Annotated in this window: 18 protein-coding genes and 1 pseudogene; 2 read left to right on the forward strand and 17 right to left on the reverse strand. The window is 36.4% G+C overall.

The annotated features are described in order from the left end of the window. The first annotated feature begins 44 nt into the window (after positions 1 to 44). The gene (locus tag MKX78_RS15125; protein WP_095372776.1) at positions 45 to 914 is read left to right on the forward strand and encodes a YitT family protein; all 870 of its coding nucleotides are present in this window, start codon (positions 45 to 47) and stop codon (positions 912 to 914) included. Between the two features lie 66 nt (positions 915 to 980). Here MKX78_RS15125 and MKX78_RS15130 read toward each other — a convergent pair whose 3' ends face one another. Further along, positions 981 to 1,658 carry a zinc metallopeptidase gene (locus MKX78_RS15130; RefSeq protein WP_095372775.1) on the reverse strand — a complete coding sequence of 226 codons (678 nt, stop codon included), beginning with the start codon at positions 1,656 to 1,658 and terminating at the stop codon, positions 981 to 983. A 386-nt stretch (positions 1,659 to 2,044) separates the two neighbouring features. Then, positions 2,045 to 2,836: a sporulation protein YpjB gene (locus MKX78_RS15135; protein ID WP_095372774.1), complete on the reverse strand. Its 792-nt coding sequence runs from the start codon at positions 2,834 to 2,836 to the stop codon at positions 2,045 to 2,047. 348 nt (positions 2,837 to 3,184) lie between these two features. Between MKX78_RS15135 and MKX78_RS15140 the strand changes: the two are divergent. Continuing rightward, positions 3,185 to 3,695, forward strand: a pseudogene (locus MKX78_RS15140) (IS1595 family transposase); the annotation flags it as partial. Between the two features lie 519 nt (positions 3,696 to 4,214). Here the strand turns inward: MKX78_RS15140 and MKX78_RS15145 are convergent. The 15 genes from MKX78_RS15145 to MKX78_RS15215 form a co-directional block, all read right to left on the reverse strand. Continuing rightward, a complete protein-coding gene (locus tag MKX78_RS15145; RefSeq protein WP_095372772.1) occupies positions 4,215 to 4,820 on the reverse strand; it encodes a DUF1405 domain-containing protein in 606 nt (201 codons plus the stop codon). A 75-nt stretch (positions 4,821 to 4,895) separates the two neighbouring features. Further along, on the reverse strand, positions 4,896 to 5,663 hold the full coding sequence (locus tag MKX78_RS15150; protein WP_095372771.1) for a menaquinol-cytochrome c reductase cytochrome b/c subunit: 768 nt from the start codon (positions 5,661 to 5,663) through the stop codon (positions 4,896 to 4,898). Positions 5,664 to 5,699: 36 nt separating this feature from the next. Beyond that, the gene (qcrB, locus tag MKX78_RS15155; RefSeq protein ID WP_095372770.1) at positions 5,700 to 6,374 is read right to left on the reverse strand and encodes a menaquinol-cytochrome c reductase cytochrome b subunit; all 675 of its coding nucleotides are present in this window, start codon (positions 6,372 to 6,374) and stop codon (positions 5,700 to 5,702) included. A 13-nt stretch (positions 6,375 to 6,387) separates the two neighbouring features. After that, a complete protein-coding gene (locus tag MKX78_RS15160) occupies positions 6,388 to 6,885 on the reverse strand; it encodes a ubiquinol-cytochrome c reductase iron-sulfur subunit (RefSeq protein ID WP_095372769.1) in 498 nt (165 codons plus the stop codon). Positions 6,886 to 7,034: 149 nt separating this feature from the next. Then, positions 7,035 to 7,499 (reverse strand): YpiF family protein, encoded by a 465-nt coding sequence (locus MKX78_RS15165; protein ID WP_095372768.1) that lies wholly within the window; start codon positions 7,497 to 7,499, stop codon positions 7,035 to 7,037. A gap of 414 nt (positions 7,500 to 7,913) precedes the next feature. Then, positions 7,914 to 8,456 carry a ReoY family proteolytic degradation factor gene (locus tag MKX78_RS15170; protein WP_095372767.1) on the reverse strand — a complete coding sequence of 181 codons (543 nt, stop codon included), beginning with the start codon at positions 8,454 to 8,456 and terminating at the stop codon, positions 7,914 to 7,916. A 75-nt stretch (positions 8,457 to 8,531) separates the two neighbouring features. Next, a complete protein-coding gene (locus MKX78_RS15175) occupies positions 8,532 to 9,794 on the reverse strand; it encodes a tetratricopeptide repeat protein (protein ID WP_095372766.1) in 1,263 nt (420 codons plus the stop codon). Between the two features lie 21 nt (positions 9,795 to 9,815). Beyond that, positions 9,816 to 10,715 carry a hypothetical protein gene (locus tag MKX78_RS15180; RefSeq protein WP_328197590.1) on the reverse strand — a complete coding sequence of 300 codons (900 nt, stop codon included), beginning with the start codon at positions 10,713 to 10,715 and terminating at the stop codon, positions 9,816 to 9,818. Between the two features lie 149 nt (positions 10,716 to 10,864). Beyond that, the gene (gene aroA / locus MKX78_RS15185) at positions 10,865 to 12,160 is read right to left on the reverse strand and encodes a 3-phosphoshikimate 1-carboxyvinyltransferase (protein WP_307313051.1); all 1,296 of its coding nucleotides are present in this window, start codon (positions 12,158 to 12,160) and stop codon (positions 10,865 to 10,867) included. Between the two features lie 28 nt (positions 12,161 to 12,188). Continuing rightward, a complete protein-coding gene (locus MKX78_RS15190; RefSeq protein WP_095372764.1) occupies positions 12,189 to 13,295 on the reverse strand; it encodes a prephenate dehydrogenase in 1,107 nt (368 codons plus the stop codon). A 150-nt stretch (positions 13,296 to 13,445) separates the two neighbouring features. After that, entirely contained in the window at positions 13,446 to 14,546 is a 1,101-nt protein-coding gene (hisC, locus tag MKX78_RS15195) for a histidinol-phosphate transaminase (RefSeq protein ID WP_322909557.1), read from the reverse strand. Between the two features lie 20 nt (positions 14,547 to 14,566). Next, entirely contained in the window at positions 14,567 to 14,941 is a 375-nt protein-coding gene (gene aroH, locus MKX78_RS15200) for a chorismate mutase (protein ID WP_341051536.1), read from the reverse strand. Between the two features lie 2 nt (positions 14,942 to 14,943). Further along, entirely contained in the window at positions 14,944 to 16,026 is a 1,083-nt protein-coding gene (gene aroB / locus MKX78_RS15205) for a 3-dehydroquinate synthase (RefSeq protein ID WP_095372761.1), read from the reverse strand. Between the two features lie 2 nt (positions 16,027 to 16,028). Continuing rightward, positions 16,029 to 17,201, reverse strand: coding sequence for a chorismate synthase (gene aroC / locus MKX78_RS15210; protein ID WP_095372760.1), 1,173 nt, complete (start codon positions 17,199 to 17,201; stop codon positions 16,029 to 16,031). A gap of 135 nt (positions 17,202 to 17,336) precedes the next feature. Then, positions 17,337 to 18,134, reverse strand: a complete 798-nt coding sequence (locus tag MKX78_RS15215) for a CheR family methyltransferase (protein WP_095372759.1) — start codon at positions 18,132 to 18,134, stop codon at positions 17,337 to 17,339. Between the last annotated feature and the right edge of the window lie 395 nt (positions 18,135 to 18,529).

Consider the following 18,529-nt stretch of genomic DNA (forward strand, 5'->3'; position numbering starts at 1 on the left):
GAGATGGCAAGTAATATATGTCATTATTTCGGAGGGCACAGTGAATGTTTGGATTGAAAATTAAGAATATTATCCTTATTCTGTTTGGCGCTAGTATATTCTCTTTCGGTATTGTTCACTTTAATATGCAAAACAACTTAGCAGAAGGTGGCTTTACAGGTATCACGCTCTTATTGTATTTCTTATTTGATTGGAATCCATCTTATACGAATTTGATTTTGAATATTCCTTTATTTTTCATAGGATGGAAACTACTTGGTAAAAAAGCCTTTATCTATACGATTATTGGTACGCTAGGCGTTTCTCTTTTCCTTGAAATATTCCAAAGATATCAAATACATATGCCATTAAAGAATGATCTTACTTTAGCTGCACTGTTCGCAGGTGTTTTTATCGGTGTTGGTCTCGGTATAATTTTCAGATATGGTGGAACAACGGGTGGCGTTGATATAATTGCACGACTCGTTAATAAGTATACCGGTACTTCTATGGGTAAAACGATGTTTGTATTTGACTTTTGCGTGATTGCATTATCACTGATTTTTTACCTCAAATATTATGAGGCAATGTATACTCTAGTTGCCGTTTTTGTTGGCGCGAAAGTAATCGACTTTATCCAAGAAGGAGCTTATTCTGCAAGAGGTGCAATGATTATCTCTGAGAAAAATGAAGAGATATCAGCGAAAATTCTCTATGAAATGGAGAGAGGTGTCACAGTTTTAAAAGGTCGAGGGTCATTTACTAAGCTGGATCGTGAAGTATTATATTGCGTAGTGGCTCGAAATGAACTAACTAAATTGAAGAACCTTATCCATTCAGTTGATCCTAATGCATTTGTCACCGTATCACAAGTGCACGATGTCTTAGGAGAAGGATTTACATTGGATGAAAACAAAAAACCTTTAGAACGCTGAGATTACTAAAAAACTAACAAAAAGCAACTACCTCAAGTGAGCAGTTGCTTTTACATTTAAAATATATTAATCATCATTGTTCATGCCAATAAAAGCAAGAACAAAACGCAGTAATTCCATAACAGCGATAACTGTTGCCGCTACATAAGTTAGAGCTGCTGCATTTAATACTTTTTTAGCGCCAGACTCTTCATCATTTCTAATCACACCAGAGCTTACCATAACATTGAGTGCTCTTGATGAGGCGTTAAACTCAACCGGTAATGTAATTACCTGGAATAATACCGCTGCTGCAAAGAAAATGATACCTAGTAACATCATACCAGTAAATTGAAACAATAATCCTCCTAAGATGAAAAAGAAGGATAAGTTAGAGCCAATGTTCGCAACTGGAACAAGCGCATGTCTAAAGCGTAAGAAAGCATAGTCTTCAGCATCTTGAATGGCATGACCCACTTCGTGTGTCGCCACTGATACAGAAGCAATGGAAGATCCATAATAATTATCCTCAGATAACCTCACGGTCTTATCTCTCGGATCATAATGGTCTGAAAGTTGCCCCTTTACTGGTTCGATAGAGACATTATAAAGCCCATTTTCATCTAAAACTTTTCTAGCCGCTTCTGCTCCAGTCATATTTGAAGAAGTAGATATTTGTAAATGTTTCTTATACGTCTTCTTCAAGTACATTTGAATAGCAATCGGGACAATCATAATAATGATAAAGTAAATCAAAAACGACATAGGTGAACCTCCTAATAAAGTATAAGCTTATCATCTACATGTGCATCATGTAGACAAACACTGGAAGAAATATTCACATACTAAGTTAAAGCTTTTAGTTAGTCTCTTAGTATGACAGAATGGCCTTGTAAATAGTGAAAACACGACTTTACATGGATACTTGTTTCTAAAAAAACTTGATTATTGGTCCATTCTTGCTTACAAACAATTCAAAAAAAAATGGGTAGCTTCGTCTCTAGATGCCTCAAGATGAAAGTCCATTTTTCCTGCCATCTCATTCTCCCATTACCTTTTCCTTCTTTAATTTATCTAAAGGAAAAGCTTATCATGTTTATGCTTTGATTTTATTTTACCTTTTTCTTATAAGACAATTCAAGCGTTTAGCCTTAGCTCTCTGGATTTTTTTCTTTTTTCTTTCCGCCCTTATATTTTTTAAAACCGACATACGAAAGCGTTAAGATAATTATACTTCCAGTTGAAATAATTACCCACCATAGTGATGGATCAGCTTCATCATCCGTAATTGTATCAAAAATGTCTTCTAGCTCACTATTCAATAATTCTAGTTCCCTTTTACCTTCTTCTTTCACCATTACATCTCGACGATATTGATCAATATATTGAATGCGTGTATGCAATTGTTGAATAGTTGCTGGCTCTACTTCTAATTTTAATGAAGGATAAATCGTATCATAAAGAGAGAGAAAGGTATTATACTGTGTATGAAAGCTCTCGCTATCACCCGCTTCTATTGACTCCCTTACTTCCCCAAGTGTACTTAACATCGGACCTTTCATTTCATGCCACATCGGTTCTTTCGCAGGAGATAGGGCGTCCATTAATATCCGAAGTTTTGTTGCTTTTTGTACTTTCGTCTCATAAGAGCTTTGTTCTTTATTTATTTCTTCAACTACTTCTTGGTGAACAGATGTGACAGTTCTCAAACTTTCCCTCGTCATCGCAGTTGATGTGCTTGTAGCCAATACAAATTGGTCTGTGAAATAATTCAACATTCTACTAGCATCTTCATATTTTTGCGCTTTAACCAAGTGTAGAACTTCATCTGATAATAGATCCAATTGATTCATCATACCATCGTCATTTTCTGTCTCTGCTACTATCATGTAAGGGAAAATGAGTGCAATAACTAAAATAATAGCCACAACTCTCCATTTCATACGTACCTGTCCTCCTTATCGGATTGCTAATAGCATTGTATGACAATGTGGACAAGGTTAGACCATTAATCAATAGATTTATCTACGAAACACTAGAAGCAATATGGCAATAATGAGGAAATAAAGCTAGAAGGCTTCTATAAGGAAGTTCTAACTTTATTTTTTTATTGATAGGCTATGTTAATCTTTGTTGTTGATATTTGTTTTTATCGAACAAACGAGCTATGAATAGCGAGGTTGGTGATGAATGTGAAGGTAACTGATATTTTAAAAGCAATCCATAAACTAAATCCAGCTGAGAAACACCGATTAAGAAAATATCTAATTGAAAAACCAACTGCATCATCTAAGGAGATAAAAGGAAGAAAGCCTCGTAAGTGTGATGCTGCAAGGAAACGTGGCATAAGCAAAGAACAAGTATGTGTTCTAGTCGCAAGAGGCCGTGATAAATTAATAAATTTCACGTACATTGGGTATGGGTAGAATAACCAAAGGGAAATTAGATAAAGCAATTGGACATAAGCTTTCAAAAGGTAATATATAATGTACTGATGCCTGAAGAGCTTTTAAAGTTTACGCGAATGAAAAGGGAATGGAAATATATCAACTCAAATCAGATGGAAAAGTACGCACAAAAGGTCTTTATCATATTCAGAACGTAAACAATTATCAAGGAATGCAAAAAGGTTGGATACAACGATATCACGATAGACAATTACTTCTTGGTTTCAAGTCTTAGAAAGCATACAGTATCAGAACAATGTAGTTACTATAAAAGACTTGATTATCCAAGGGAACCTTACACAAAATACAGAAGCATATATATGATACATTAAAGTTAAGAAAATTCACGATATAGAAATTATTTTCATACGGCAAACGGCCTTTAAGGGAGAAAGGATTGTTTGTACTAATAATCGAGACTGGAGAGTGAAGGTGGTTTAATTGTTTAGGTCAGCAGTATATTTGGTACACGTATTAATATTCATATTAGTAGCTCTTATTGTTATAGGTCCAATGTTTAGCATTGCTGCACCAGACCCACACCGAGCCCCAATTTATAATTGGGGTTGGGGTTCATTGATTGGTATTTTTATTTTTCTTGTGTTGGTATCTGCTTATGTACAGTTAAGGATAAAAAAAGTTTGGGTGTTTTTAATATCCGTAATAGGCTTGATTGCTTTTTTTATTCTCACTTTACTATACTTATACCCTTTCGTTATGAATTTTTTTTAGAATTAACAAGGTAACAAGTGTTTGATTAAAGATTGCGATAATAGAAGAAGCAAATATTAAGCAAAAGAACTTCCATAAATCGGAAGTTCCTTTTTTCTATAAATATAAACATTAATTTTTAACATAGCTTATTGATAAAAGGTTATTGATGAATCGAAGGCATTTTCAGCTGAAATCGCCCTTTTCGAATACATAATAGATAGGTCAAGCCTAAAGAAAATATGCTAAGCCAGAAAGTAAAATAACCGATTTGAGGAATATATTCATTAAGTACAGAATATCTCGGTAACATAAAGAAAACGTAGTCAATCACATCATTATGCAAAGTCCAGATAGCAGCAATTATAAGATGCCAAGCCTTTATGCGATAAAAAGGGGCATAGAGCACACCTTGTACAGCCATAGCACCATGGGAAATAATAAGCATGAGCGCCGTTATCTCCACTTCACCAGTCACTTGAAACACAAGTAAATTCATCACAACTGCCCAGATACCGTATTTCACGAGTGTAACAATTGCGAGTGCTTCAAAAATAGGCCAATTTCTACCTAATAAAAAGGCAATAAGAACAATAACAAAAAACAAACTAGCAGTTGGACTATCAGGAACAAATGGAAGGAATATTGCTGGTGTATCAACTAATTGCCACATATACCAATCGTAACCATATACAGTCCCGGCAATATTGATGATTAATAGAAGAATTAAAAAGCTTCGATTACCCAATATCGTATATATTTGTTTCATAGACTACCTCACTTACTACTTTTTATGTACGATACGAAAAGAAGCTGACAACTGCTGGTCAGCTTCTTTTTCACTTTATTCAGATTCTATACTGTCGATAAATTCGACCACTTTATCAAGTTCTTCATCACTACCTGTGAATATACCTGCTGGCATAGCTCCACGGCCGTTTTGAATCACATCTTTAATTTCTTCAGGTGATAATTCAACATCGATTAAAGCAGGTGCACCTGCACCACCTTGCAATTCATTACCGTGGCAAGTTAAACAAGTATTCGCTTCCATGAGCTTATACCCCTCTGCCTCGGTATCGACTTCAGCATCAGCAACGATTTTCCCTTGTTCTGCTGCAGCCTCCCAGTCATGGTGAGCAACTGATTCCCATGTAAGGAAGGTAACCCCCGCCAATGCAAGTAACATAAAACCTGTGGCAAAAGGACGTTTTGAAGGTCTACGTTCAGGACCGCGATCGATAAATGGCGCCAATGCAAGTGCACCAAATACTAATCCTGGAATAATAAATGCACCAATAACATTATATGGTCCTGATGCATATGTGTATTTTAGCAATTGATATAAGAATAAGAAATACCAGTCTGGTAGCGGAATATAAGCTGTATCACTCGGATCCGCGATTTTTTCAAGCGGTGGTTCGTGCGCAATTGTTAAACATAAGAAACCTACTAGGAAAACGGCTCCTACCATCCATTCTTTCAGTAAGAAGTTTGGCCAGAAAGCTTCTGTTTTGCCTGGATATTCCGAATAATCTTTCGGAATGAAAGTCTTACGTTCAGCAGATATACGGGAATCACCTACGAATTTCATTCCTTTTCCGCGATGCATGTAATAATTCCCCTCCTTTTAATAGAAGATTTCATTTTACAATGGACCAGAAATACCTTGTTTACGAATCATAATAAAGTGAGCAGCCATTAAGCCAAATAATACTGCTGGTAGGAAGAAAACGTGAATGGCGAAGAATCGTGTTATCGTTTGAGCTCCGACAATAGATGCATCCCCAGCAATAAGTGTTTTTAACATTTCACCAATAAATGGAGTTGATTCGACAATTTGAATGGTAACTTTTGTTGCAAATAAAGCTTTCATATCCCATGGTAATAGATAGCCTGTTAATCCAAGTGCTAACATTACAAAGAATATTCCTACTCCAACGAGCCAGTTTAATTCACGTGGTTTTTTGTAAGCACCTTGGAAGAATACGCGTAAAGTATGTAAAAACATCATAACAATAACTAAGCTAGCTCCCCAGTGATGCATGCCACGAACAATTTGTCCGAATGCTACATGGTTTTGTAAATAATACACAGACTCCCAAGCATTTTTGATATCTGGAACATAGTACATCGTTAAGAACATTCCAGATAAGATTTGAATGACAGTTACAAAGAACGTTAGACCTCCGAAGCAGTAAACAAACGCCGAAAAGTGATGCGCTGGGTTTACATGCTCAGGTACTTCGTGGTCAGCAATATCTCGCCAAATTGGCGTAATATCCAAACGTTCATCAATCCAATCATAAATTTTATTGAACAATGATTACGCCTCCTTATCGCGGTTCTGCCTTACCTAAGTGTAAGAACCCATCTACTTCTTTTGTTGGAAAAACATCAAGTGCTGCAATTGGTGGTGTACCTGGAACATTTGTACCATCTTTTGTATAAAGACCTCCGTGACAAGGACAATAGAAATGATTTTCATTTGCCTTATCTCCATTCCAGTTAACTGTACAACCTAAATGTTTACATACAGGTGATAATGCGACAACTTTATCATTCTCATCTTTGTAAACCCATGCAGTTCCAGTTTCTTCCGAAGAATACCAGCCATCTTGTTGTTCAAACGAATAGTCAACCCTAGTAGGCTCAGTTGTTAGGTCAGCTACCTTCTGATTTGTTGCAATAAAATCGCTTTCACCTTTCTTTTGTAGGACCGGATCTACTGCAAACCGCACCATAGGTAACAACATTCCTGCTGCCATGAATCCGCCTACACCTGTGAGTGTGTAATTAAGGAATTGACGTCTTGTCACACGATTTTTGCTCATACTTTTCCCCCCTCTATTATGAAGTTAAGTCCAACGGACAAAGTTCAACACAATATAAAACTAGGACATACCAATGATATATCAATCTTTATGGAAGGTCAATATAATCCTTCACTGAATCATCACAACTATGAGATTTATGTGACTCTTCAATCATTATTCTGCCATTTTTTCACAAATACATTCAGTAATTGTTTTACCTGATCTTCTAAAATTGAAAGCTTGTACTGATCATCCATGTTATCAAGCGGAATTGAAGGCATCCAAATTAACCCTCCATCTAACTGTTCTTCTACAGTTTTCCAATCACTATCAGAAGTTATGTAAAAAATATGTTTAAAATCTTGAGAAATTAATTCTTTTTCCCATTCTATTAAATCCGCAAGCCGTTTTTCCTCAGAAATTGTCTTTAGATAGCTCATTCCTGGTAACATAAGAATTCTGCCTTTAAATTGCTTTTCAAGTTGCCCAGATAAGAGGTTAATAAATTCGGTCATTGCTACTGTTTGCTTTATATCATCTGCAAAAGATACCGGATAAAGAGGAAGTATGACTGTATCAATATAATCTCTTTCTTTCAAAAACAATTGTATATCCTGTGTATGCCACTTCATCCTAATCACTCCAATTACGCCTTAATATTCCTTATTTATCATACCACGGAAATGACCTTCTATCAAAAGGCAACAGTGTCTATTTTTTGAACATTTCAGAATTAATTAAATATACTTTTTATACTTAGACGACGATGGAAAAGGGATTATAAATATTCCTAAGATTCATTAGCCTCTTACATGCCCATTGTTTTAATTAAAACCTTAAAACTCTAGAATTAAACTCAAAAAGCTTGGTGCTTTATTAGGACTTTCCGCATTCGCTTTTCACAAGAATAATATGCCCCCTGTTTTCATTTCATCATCTATTCGTCTTAACATATAATGAAATCAAAAAAAAAAGATATGACTCCCTTGAAAAACAGGAAGCATATCTTTTTTATCTGTACTTTTCTATAAATATAAAGAAAAAACCTATGTTTGAAGTTTATTCAATTTTGTTGTTAATTGAATAAATCTTTCTTTATCTTGTTTATCTAATGCCTCATCAATTTCTTTGAGTAATTTTTCCTTTTGAAAACGCGCTAAGCTCTCTGTTAAGAATCTTTCAGCTATCATACGGTCTTTTTCACTTATTCTTAATGTCTTTGGCATAAAAGGATTTTCTTCTAACACCGCTGCATATTGATGAGCTTTATTGGCAGCATGGAAGTTCAACTGAATAAATATATCTTCTTCTCTATTTAAGCGGATATCATGAAATGACTTTTCTGCGTCAGTTGTCATTACATTCTCTTTGTAAAAACGAAAAGGCGCTTCATCGACACAATGTGTAGACATAATTAATCCTCTCGGACAATACTGAGCCTGTTCCACAAAATGAACCTTCTCCATTAATTGATCATGACTCATTAAGTAGTTAAGAATCCAAACACACTCTCTTCTTTTTAACTGATAATGATTAAGAAACCAACGAATAAAGTCTTTCTTTTCATTGACAGATACAGGGGCCGTCATTTTGATTCCCTCCTCTGCTGCAGCTTTAATTTTTTTTACTTAAGCTTCAGGTAGACTTTCTGATGATGCAAACCTCTACGACTCATCTGAAAGCCGCTGCAGGATATCCTGATATTCTTCGTTGTGAGGTTCCAAACGAGTAAGCTTACTAAAAAGTTCGGCAGCCTCCTTTCGTTTTCCTTCTTCAATTAGAAAATATCCATAGTCTGCCAAGAAATCCGGCTGCTGTTTAAAATAAGTATATGCTTCATTGTATTTGTTTAATGCCTGTGAATATTCTTCTATTTCTTGATAACTTTTTGCTGCATCCCATAATAGTTGTGGATCAATCACTTCTGCGCTTTGCATTAATTCTGCAATTTCAATTACATCATTGAAACGCTCGTTATTCATAAAAACTTTATTTATCACAATAGCAGCATCAATATATTCTGGATCAATCGCTAACGCTTCTCTTAGGAGGTCAACTGCTAGTTGTTCATCTGGAATTTTCAAGGCTAGCTTACCACCATAAAAATAAAGTTCTTTATTATATTCATCTTGTTTAATTCCCAGTTTTACTGTTGCTAAAGCTTCTTGAACTTGTTCTTCACGTTCATATGCCTTTGCCAGATGCAAATACAGCGAGTGAAATTCTGGATCTATTTCTTTGAGTTCATTAAATTTCTCAATGGCTACTTGATTATAACCAGCTTGTAAAGCTGTGAATGCATAGCTAAATAGCGTATGTATTTCCAACTTTTCTTCAAGCGCTTTTTCATAATAAGGCAATGCTTCCTCAAAAGCTCCACCTGCACTTAAACTTTCAGCCATTCTTTGGTTAACGTTAACACCGCCAATAAGCTCCTTTTTTGTCAGTACTTTTTCATATAATTTAACTGCTTCTAAAAATTTTCCTTGCTCTGCACTCAACTCACCTAAGGCAAAATCGATAATTGGCTCATCGGGAAGTATCGCTTTCGCATCTAATAACTTCCTTTCACTGACCTCATATAAACCTTCCATCTGATATAAGTCTGCCAACAATAATAAGGCTTGGGGATAACTAGCATCTTGTTGATTTACTTGCTCTAATACGAGCACTGCTTCTTCTTCATTTCCTAGATCAATGAAGATTTCTGCTTTCATTACAAGCAGTTCGCCTTCCTCAGGGTAGGCATCTAACAGCCTCTCTATTAGTTGGTGTGCCTCCTTTAGAAACCCATATTGCATCAGTTCTTCCGCTAAAACAAACCTTTCTTCATGTGTACCGTGAGAAAGTATTTCTTTATATTTTTCTAATGCCTCATCATGTAACCCATTTTCTAACAAGGCAATAATCTTTTTTACTTTATCCATATCTATATCCTTTCAATACTATTATGATAGCTGGTAGTATGATGGTGTCTTAATCATGACTCTCTTACCAAATCCTTCAAGCGGATGATGCCAATCACCTGCCCGTAAGACTCTCCCACGTAAGCATGAGATGACCAGCCTCTCTCTATGATAATGATATACATCTAATTCTTCAATATTTGTGATTTCCCTGCCTCGTTTGTAAAAATTATAATTCGCTTCTAATCCAGGTTGTAATTGTGTTTTAAAAGGGTATATACCGATTGTTGCTTGCGTTTGCTCATTGATTAATTCACCATTTCTCAATGGATGAGCCACATATGGCAGGCGATGCTTTTTCATATAATACACCCACTTTTGTTGCAGTAAACGGTAGTCTTTTTCATTATCAACATGCTTAAAAATAGGGATTAAGGTACTAAAGTAAGGAAAGAACGCTTCTTTCACCCATCCCCATGGCATATCGTCTAAATCATTGATTCCCGTTATTTCCACAAAAACAGCAGGAATTTTTTCTTTTCTTAATAATCTTATCATGTCTGGTTGCAGTGAAGCCAATGGCAATTGCACCCCTAACAAATAATCAATTGGAGAAATTTTCAGCTTATCATCCAACAGTTGGATAGCTGACTTTAATTGATGTTTATAGCTTATTTCCACCTTCGTCATAAACACTAGACATCCCTTTAAAATCAGCTCAGAAAGAAAGAAGTTAGGCATATCGTCAGGTATTGTCTCAACATACTTAACAAGGGGAGGAGAAATCACGTACGGATCTCCGTCTATTTTCATATACGTATATTGCCTAAAGGGTGCTTCTCTAACGGCAAGGATTTTCTCATTACCGATAACGTAAGAGGTAGGAACATAGGCGCCCTTGCTTTTATTCTGCCGATAAACGTTCTCAATCATATATACCATTTATCATCATCCTTATCTCATCTTTTTAGACAAGCTATGATGAAAACAAGAATATATGATTAGTTTTTACATTTCGCTCACAAAAAGAAAAACTTGTGGTGCATACCGTATGTCATCATTGGCATGTACCACAAGCGAATAGATATGAATTATTTTACTAATAAATGATCAATATGATCAAAGAAGCTTGGATATGAAACAGCGATAGCATCTGGCTGATAGAGTTCTATATCCCCGTCTGAAATTAATGAAGCAATGGACAGCATCATACCAATACGATGATCACCATAGCTCTCGACAGTTCCTCCCGATAGAGAAGTTTGACCTTCAATAATCATCCCATCATCAGTTGCTTCAATATTTGCACCTAGTTTTTTCAACTCATTCACAACTGTATCAATACGATTCGTTTCTTTTACTTTTAATTCTTGCGCATCTTTAATAATCGTTTTCCCGGTAGCTTGTGTCGAAAGTAGGGCAATAATTGGTATTTCATCAATTAATCTCGGAATCTTATCTCCGTCAATTGTCACACCTTTAAGTTCAGATGTTTCAATAAAGATATCACCCGCCGGCTCCTCGTGACCGTTACTCTCATAAGGCTCAATCGTCATTTTTGCACCCATTTCTTTTAGTACATCAATGATACCTGTTCTTGTTGGATTTAAACCCACATTTTTAAGGACGATTTTACTATTAGGTACGATAGCTCCTGCTGCTAGGAAAAAGGCAGCTGAGGAAATATCTCCTGGTACAATAAGATTCGTTGCTGTAAATGACTGACCACCTTCAACTGAAATCGTTCCATTATCATTTGAAACATTTCCACTGAAGGCATGAATCATTCTTTCTGTATGATCTCTCGTTTTTTCAGGTTCAATAATCTTTGTTGTCCCTTTTGCTTGTAATCCAGCAAGGATGATGGCAGATTTCACTTGAGCACTAGCTACTGGTAAAGTGTAGGTGATTGATTCAAGCTCACCACCAGTAACAGATAAGGGAGTGAACTCACCTGATTGACGTCCCTCTATTTTAGCACCCATCTCCTTTAAGGGTCCAACCACTCTTGTCATAGGACGTTTACCAATGGACGAATCACCGATTAAAACACTATGAAAAGGGCGCCCAGAAAGGATACCCATAATGAGACGAATGGTTGTTCCTGAATTACCGACATCAAGCACTTCTTCTGGTTCTTTTAGGGCGTCAATACCTTCACCATGAATAATAACTGTTTGATCTTCATGCTCTATTTTAACACCAAGTTTTCTAAAACAAGCAATTGTACTAAGGCAATCTTCACCAGCTAAAAAATTCTTAACGACTGTTTTCCCTTTTGCAATTGAACCGAACATAATCGACCGATGAGAAATCGATTTATCACCAGGGATATGAATCTCACCAGATAATCCATTATGTGTAAAATTCAAATTCTTTACACTCACACTTAATCACCCTTTTTTTTTAACATAGTTACATGCCAATTGTATGTTCAAAAGATGTTTGTCTATTTATGCAATCTATTGCACGATCACGATCCTCTTCTGTTTGAAAGCTAATCACAAGCACGCCAGTTATTTCTTCTCTCGTTTCTCTAATACTAATATTTGTGATACTAATCTCTTCTTTTGCTAAATAACCAGTAATTTCCGAAATGACCCCTGGATAATCAGGGACATCGACAAATAGGTCATAAAAGGCCGGAATGGCTCCTTTTTGTTTTTGTGGCATTTCATCACGAAAGGTTTTGGCAGATTGAAAATATTGAAAGATCTCTTCATTATCCGCAGTAGTAAGCATATCATAGACATAGTTCATTTCTTTTTTCCAGTCTTCTAATAAACCTAATAACACCTCATTATTTTGCAAGAGTATATCACGCCACATCGCTGGGCTACTAGAAGCAATTCTTGTGATATCCCTAAAACCACCTGCAGCAAGACGAGGAATGAGCTTTTGTGTTTGACTACTCTCTTCTGCTCGACGAACGAGAGAAGCAGCAATAATATGCGGGAAATGACTAATCACACCTGTTAAGTAATCGTGCTCATGTGGTGTCACTGTAATAAACTTAGCCTTTGTACTTGTCAGCCACTCTTTTAAACGATCGATTTTCTCTTCCGTAATATGTGGTTCAGGTGTTAAAAGATAGAAGGCATTCTCAAATAAAAGTCGTCTGGCTGCAGATACACCACTCTTATGTGAACCGGCCATCGGATGACCGCCAATGAATGTAAAACCTTTTTGTTTTAAATAATTGGCAGATGATATAATTTCTTTCTTCGTACTTCCCGCATCGGTTATAATTACATCTCTTTTAAGATTCATGTGTGCGAGTTCTTCTACTATTCTTTTTGTCTCATTTACTGGTGTAGCAATAATAATCAGGTCAGCCTTCTCAGCACCTTCACGAATAGTTGAAACTGACTCATCAATTACACCCAGCATCTTACCGAGTTTTAACTGTTCTTTATTTACATCATAACCGCTACATTTGGCTTCAAGATGAGTATGCTTAATTGAAAGTGCAATAGAACCACCGATTAATCCTAGACCAATAACAAATACTTGTCCATTCATGTTTTAACACACCTCTTGTTAGAAAACTCATTGATTGACGAAGGTATGAGGGTAAACTATTAAATAGAAAAACACCACTACCCTACAAATACTTTTCCGTGTAAAACAATTTCAGAGACGAATTTCGCCTCTGAAATAAAAAATTCCTAATTAAGATACTGTCTTGATTTCAGATAGAAATTGAGACATCGCTTGTATAACACCGTCATTTTGTTCCTTTGATCCAACTGTTACACGAACAGCTGTAGGAAACCCTAAGGCTTGACCCGATCTAACAATATAGCCCTTTTCTAATAGTGATTGAAACACGCGATTTCCCTCCACAGCAAAGTCGATCAAAATAAAATTTCCTTGGGATGGGTAGTAATCTAATCCGTTTTCCTCACAAAATTGATAAAATTGCGCTAATCCACTTCGATTTTCTTGTCTACATTTTTCAATGAACACATCGTCAGATAATGCTTGTATAGCTACCTCTTGACCGAAGCGGTTGGCATTGAATGGTTCCCTGACTGGCTCTAACGCGCGAATGAGTGGTGCTTGAGCAATCCCGTAACCAATACGTAGGCTAGCAAGTCCATAAATCTTAGAGAAAGTACGAAGAGCGATGACATGTGGAAAAGCCTCAACAATTTTAATGGAATCATGATAATCTTCTGCTGTCGTATATTCACAATACGCTTCATCTAGTACAACTAATACATCTTCAGGAACTTTACTTATAAACGCCACTAGTTCATCGTTGGGAATATAGGTGCCAGTTGGGTTGTTCGGACTACAAACCCAAACGATTGCTGTTTGCTCATCAATTTGCGCTAACATATTCTCTAGATCATGTTGCCCTTCTTTAAGCGGTACCTCACGTACCTCCGCTCCTTCAATGATTGCATTATGTTTATATTGAGGAAAGGTTGGTGTAGCCATAACAGTATTTGTTTCAGGACTTAATAATGCACGAGAAAGCATCATAATTGTCTCATCCGAGCCATTTCCAAAGATTAATTGATCCTGACTCACACCAAGATGACTAGCTAGGGCTTCACGCAAATTTGTAGCATAGCCGTCCGGATATAAAGCAAAAAATGCAGAAGGTTGCTGAATTGCCTCTGACGCTTTTGGTGAACAACCGAAGGGATTTTCATTAGAAGCAAGTTTTGTTATTTCACTTAGGCCATATTGTTTTTTTACTTCATCTATAGATTTTCCAGGTTGGTAAGGGGTCAAATTTAATATTTGCTGCTTCCACTTCATTTTCCTCATACTCCTCTTCTTTATCTATTTAATTCTTGTTGTAAATCCGGTCGTAATGATACTGCATTTCCTAAATAAATATGAGAAATTTTTTCTTGAGCAATCTCCGTGTTCACATGCATCATTACCCGAATACATTTTGTTAAACCTTTTGGAACAGGAATTTCTCTCATACACATGACTGGCACATATGTCCATCCCTCAATTGCCCGGAGCGCCTTTGCTGGAAAGGCTTCTGTGATGTCATCTGTTACAGAAATAAATATACTTACGACAGAATGTGCGTCTATATGATTCTCCTTAATCATTTCCCGTAGCAACTGCTCGGTAGCTGCCACTATTTCTTTTTCTTCATTCTTTTCAACAGTAACCGCACCTCTCACCCCACGTATCACCTTTATCCCCCCTTATGAAAGCTTGCCAATTCTTCTAGTATGATTTCATCGGAAATATCCTCTAAAACTGGTTTCCCGATTCTGGTTAACAACACAAACTTTACTTGGCCTGCCACACTCTTTTTATCTTGTTTCATTCTTTTTAATAGTTTTTCATGACTTATATGATCGGGAATCGTGGTTGTATATCCTAAAATCTGTAACCATTGTGTGAAATCTTCTACATTAAATGAAAGATTTAATTTTTTCTGACTTAATTTAAGAGCAAAAATCATTCCAACTGCGACCGATTCACCATGCGTCCAACCGCCGTAGCCCATTTCAGCCTCAATCGCATGACCTAATGTATGACCAAAGTTTAAATATGCTCGCACACCTTTTTCTTTTTCATCCGCTGCGACAAACTCTCCTTTTATTTCTATGCCTCTTGTTAAAAAGGATGAAAGTAACGTAGGAGAAAGTTCTTCTAGCGTATGGAGTTCACTACGCATCTGTGCATAAAACACTTCATCATGAATGAGTCCATGCTTAATTACTTCAGCGAACCCTGAGCGTTTTTCTTGCAAGGATAGTGATTGCAAAAATTCTAAATCATAAAAAACTGCTTCCGGCTGATGAAAAGAACCAATCATATTCTTTCCTAAAGGATGATTGATGGCTACTTTACCACCTACTGCACTATCGTGAGCAAGAATGGTAGTTGGTATCTGTATAAAAGGGATACCTCTCATGAATGTAGAAGCAACAAACCCTGCCAAGTCACCAATTGCCCCTCCACCTATTGCAATAATAAGCGATTTTCTATCGAGCTTTTTCTCAAGTAAAAAGCCGGTAATGTCATAATAGACATCAAAAGTCTTGGCATTTTCTCCGCTAGGTGCAATGTAAACGGAGAAGGGCAGCTCACTAAAAGCTGCCTTTAAGTCGTTCCAATAAATATCCGCTACCTTTTCATCAATAATGATGCCAATATTGGTGACTTCCTTCATATTTTCTTGAATGAATGCTTGTACACCATGAATAGCACCGCTACCAATAACGACTGGATAAGAGTGATGTTGAGTTGAAATTTGCAGCTGCACCATCTTTAAAACTCCTTTGCATACCGTTTTTGATCGGCAATTATATCCTTTAACGTCTCAAAGCGATCTGCATAGAATTGTTCAACAATCGCGCTTGCTAACTCCCAAGCAATTACATGCTCTGCCACTACTGCCGCCGCTGGTACTGCACAACTATCTGAACGTTCAATACTAGCATTAAAAGGCTCTTTCGTATCAATATCTACACTTTCTAATGGTTTATATAGTGTTGGTATAGGTTTCATTACACCTTTAACAACAATCGGCATACCAGTTGTCATGCCTCCTTCAAAACCACCAAGATTATTCGTTTTACGATAATAACCTTTCTCCTCACTCCAAGCAATCTCATCATGTACTTGACTACCTGGCTTTCTAGCGGCTTCAAAGCCAATACCAAATTCAACACCTTTAAAGGCATTTATACTCAACATCGCATAAGCAAGTTTTGCATCTAGTTTACGATCATAATGAACATAACTACCAACTCCCGAAGGCATACCTTCTACAACTACTTCAACGACACCACCAATAGAATCACCATTCTTCTTGGCATTGTCAATCGCTACCATCATCTCTTCTGCTGCTACACTGTCTAAACAACGAACTGGAGACTCTTCAGTTATTGTTTTTAATTCTTCCATTGAAGAATAACTTTTCACATTTGAGACGATTCCACCGATCTCCACAACATGCCCCACAACTTCAATGCCTAAAGATGATAATAACTTTTTCGCTACAGCACCCGCTGCAACTCTCACTGTTGTTTCTCGAGCTGATGAGCGCTCTAATACATTTCTCATATCTCTATGACCGTATTTTACAGCACCATTTAAGTCCGCATGACCAGGTCTCGGTCTTGTTATTTTTCTTTTTACTTCTTCTAATTCCTCCGGTTCAATTGGTGCTTGCCCCATAATCTTAGTCCAATGCTTCCAATCATCGTTCTCAACGACAAGGCCAACCGGTGATCCTAATGTATATCCATGTCTAACGCCGGATGTAATCTGAACAGTATCTTTTTCAATTTGCATTCTACGGCCACGACCATATCCTTTTTGCCTTCTTGCAAGTGACTCATTAATATCTGTTTCTAGTAATGGCAACCCTGCAGGCAAGCCTTCAATAATTGTTGTTAATTGGGGTCCATGTGATTCCCCAGAAGTTAAATATCTCATTACTCTTTCCCCCTTCAACGCTTTAAAGGATTATGTATCAATATAACATATGAACATCTATAAACATAGTATAAATTTAAAAATAATCTTTTATTTCTATAAAAATTATGTAACTAGTTAGGTTGAAAAGCCTATTTATTTTATTAACGGCAGTCCGCTTGTCTTTTTATAAAAAAAAGATTGCTGATTTTTCAAGTCATATAGAGAGGGATTAAATATTTGTTCCGTACTTCCGACAAATAAGTAACCACCATTTTTAAGTGCTTTACTAAATTTGCTATAAATCATTGCTTTTGCTTCTTCGGTAAAATAAATAAGGACATTTCGACAAATAATTAAGTCATAGTCTTTTAAAAAAGAATCGGCAAGTAAATTTTGCTTTTGGAAGACTACTGTTTGTTTAATCTCATCTGATAGAATATATTGTTTTCCTTCTTGAAAAAAATACTTCTTTTTCATTTCATCAGGTATCTCCTGAAGAGAACGTTCATGGTAAATGCCTGTTTTCGCTCTCAGTAGTGCAGATTCATCAATATCAGTAGCAAAAATTCGGATTTTTGAAAGAGGTAAATATTTAGATAAGATCATCGCTAGTGTGTATGGCTCCTCTCCTGTTGAACAGGCAGCACTCCATAGCTTCAATGGCTCTTTCTTCTGTAACAATGGAGGTAGTATTTCTTTTTCTAACACTTCCCACCTCTTTCGATTTCGGTAAAACTCAGAGACATTAATCGTCATACGATCTAAAAACTCAGCCAACAGCTTTTTGTCTTTAACCATCGCAAGATATAACTGGTTAAAAGATGTATACCCCTTTTTATCATAGAAAGCTTGGAGTCGCCTTTTCATTTGTGTTTCTTTATATTGAGCCAAATCAATACCCGTATATTGTTTAACCTTTTCAATAAATTGCTCATATTCATGTTCGTACATGAGGTGTACACCTCCCTTATAAAGCTACATTTTCTATCTAGTATAAAACAAAAGTGCAAATAATGTTGAAATTTTTTTGAATTGCCGTAAATAATTCGATCTACTTTATAAAAAGTATACAAAAGGTCAACGGAGAGTTTATCATTTTCTCTCTACTCTTGATAAAGCAGCTTAATGAATTGTCCTTAACGACTTTGCTCAGCTTTCTTTTTTCTCTTCATGGATGCGTTATTCCCTTTGGCACGCTATCTTTTTCGTTTTTTAATCCAGACGGATGCGTAATACCATTTTGCTACGCCATCTTTCTCTTTTTCACTCCAGATGGACGCGCTAATCCCTTCTCCTCAACTGTATATAAACACCAAAATTATTAGAGCCATTATTTAAGCAAAAAA

It is taken from the genome of Cytobacillus sp. FSL R5-0569 (genome assembly GCF_038007265.1).
GTDB lineage: Bacteria > Bacillota > Bacilli > Bacillales > Cytobacillaceae > Cytobacillus > Cytobacillus kochii.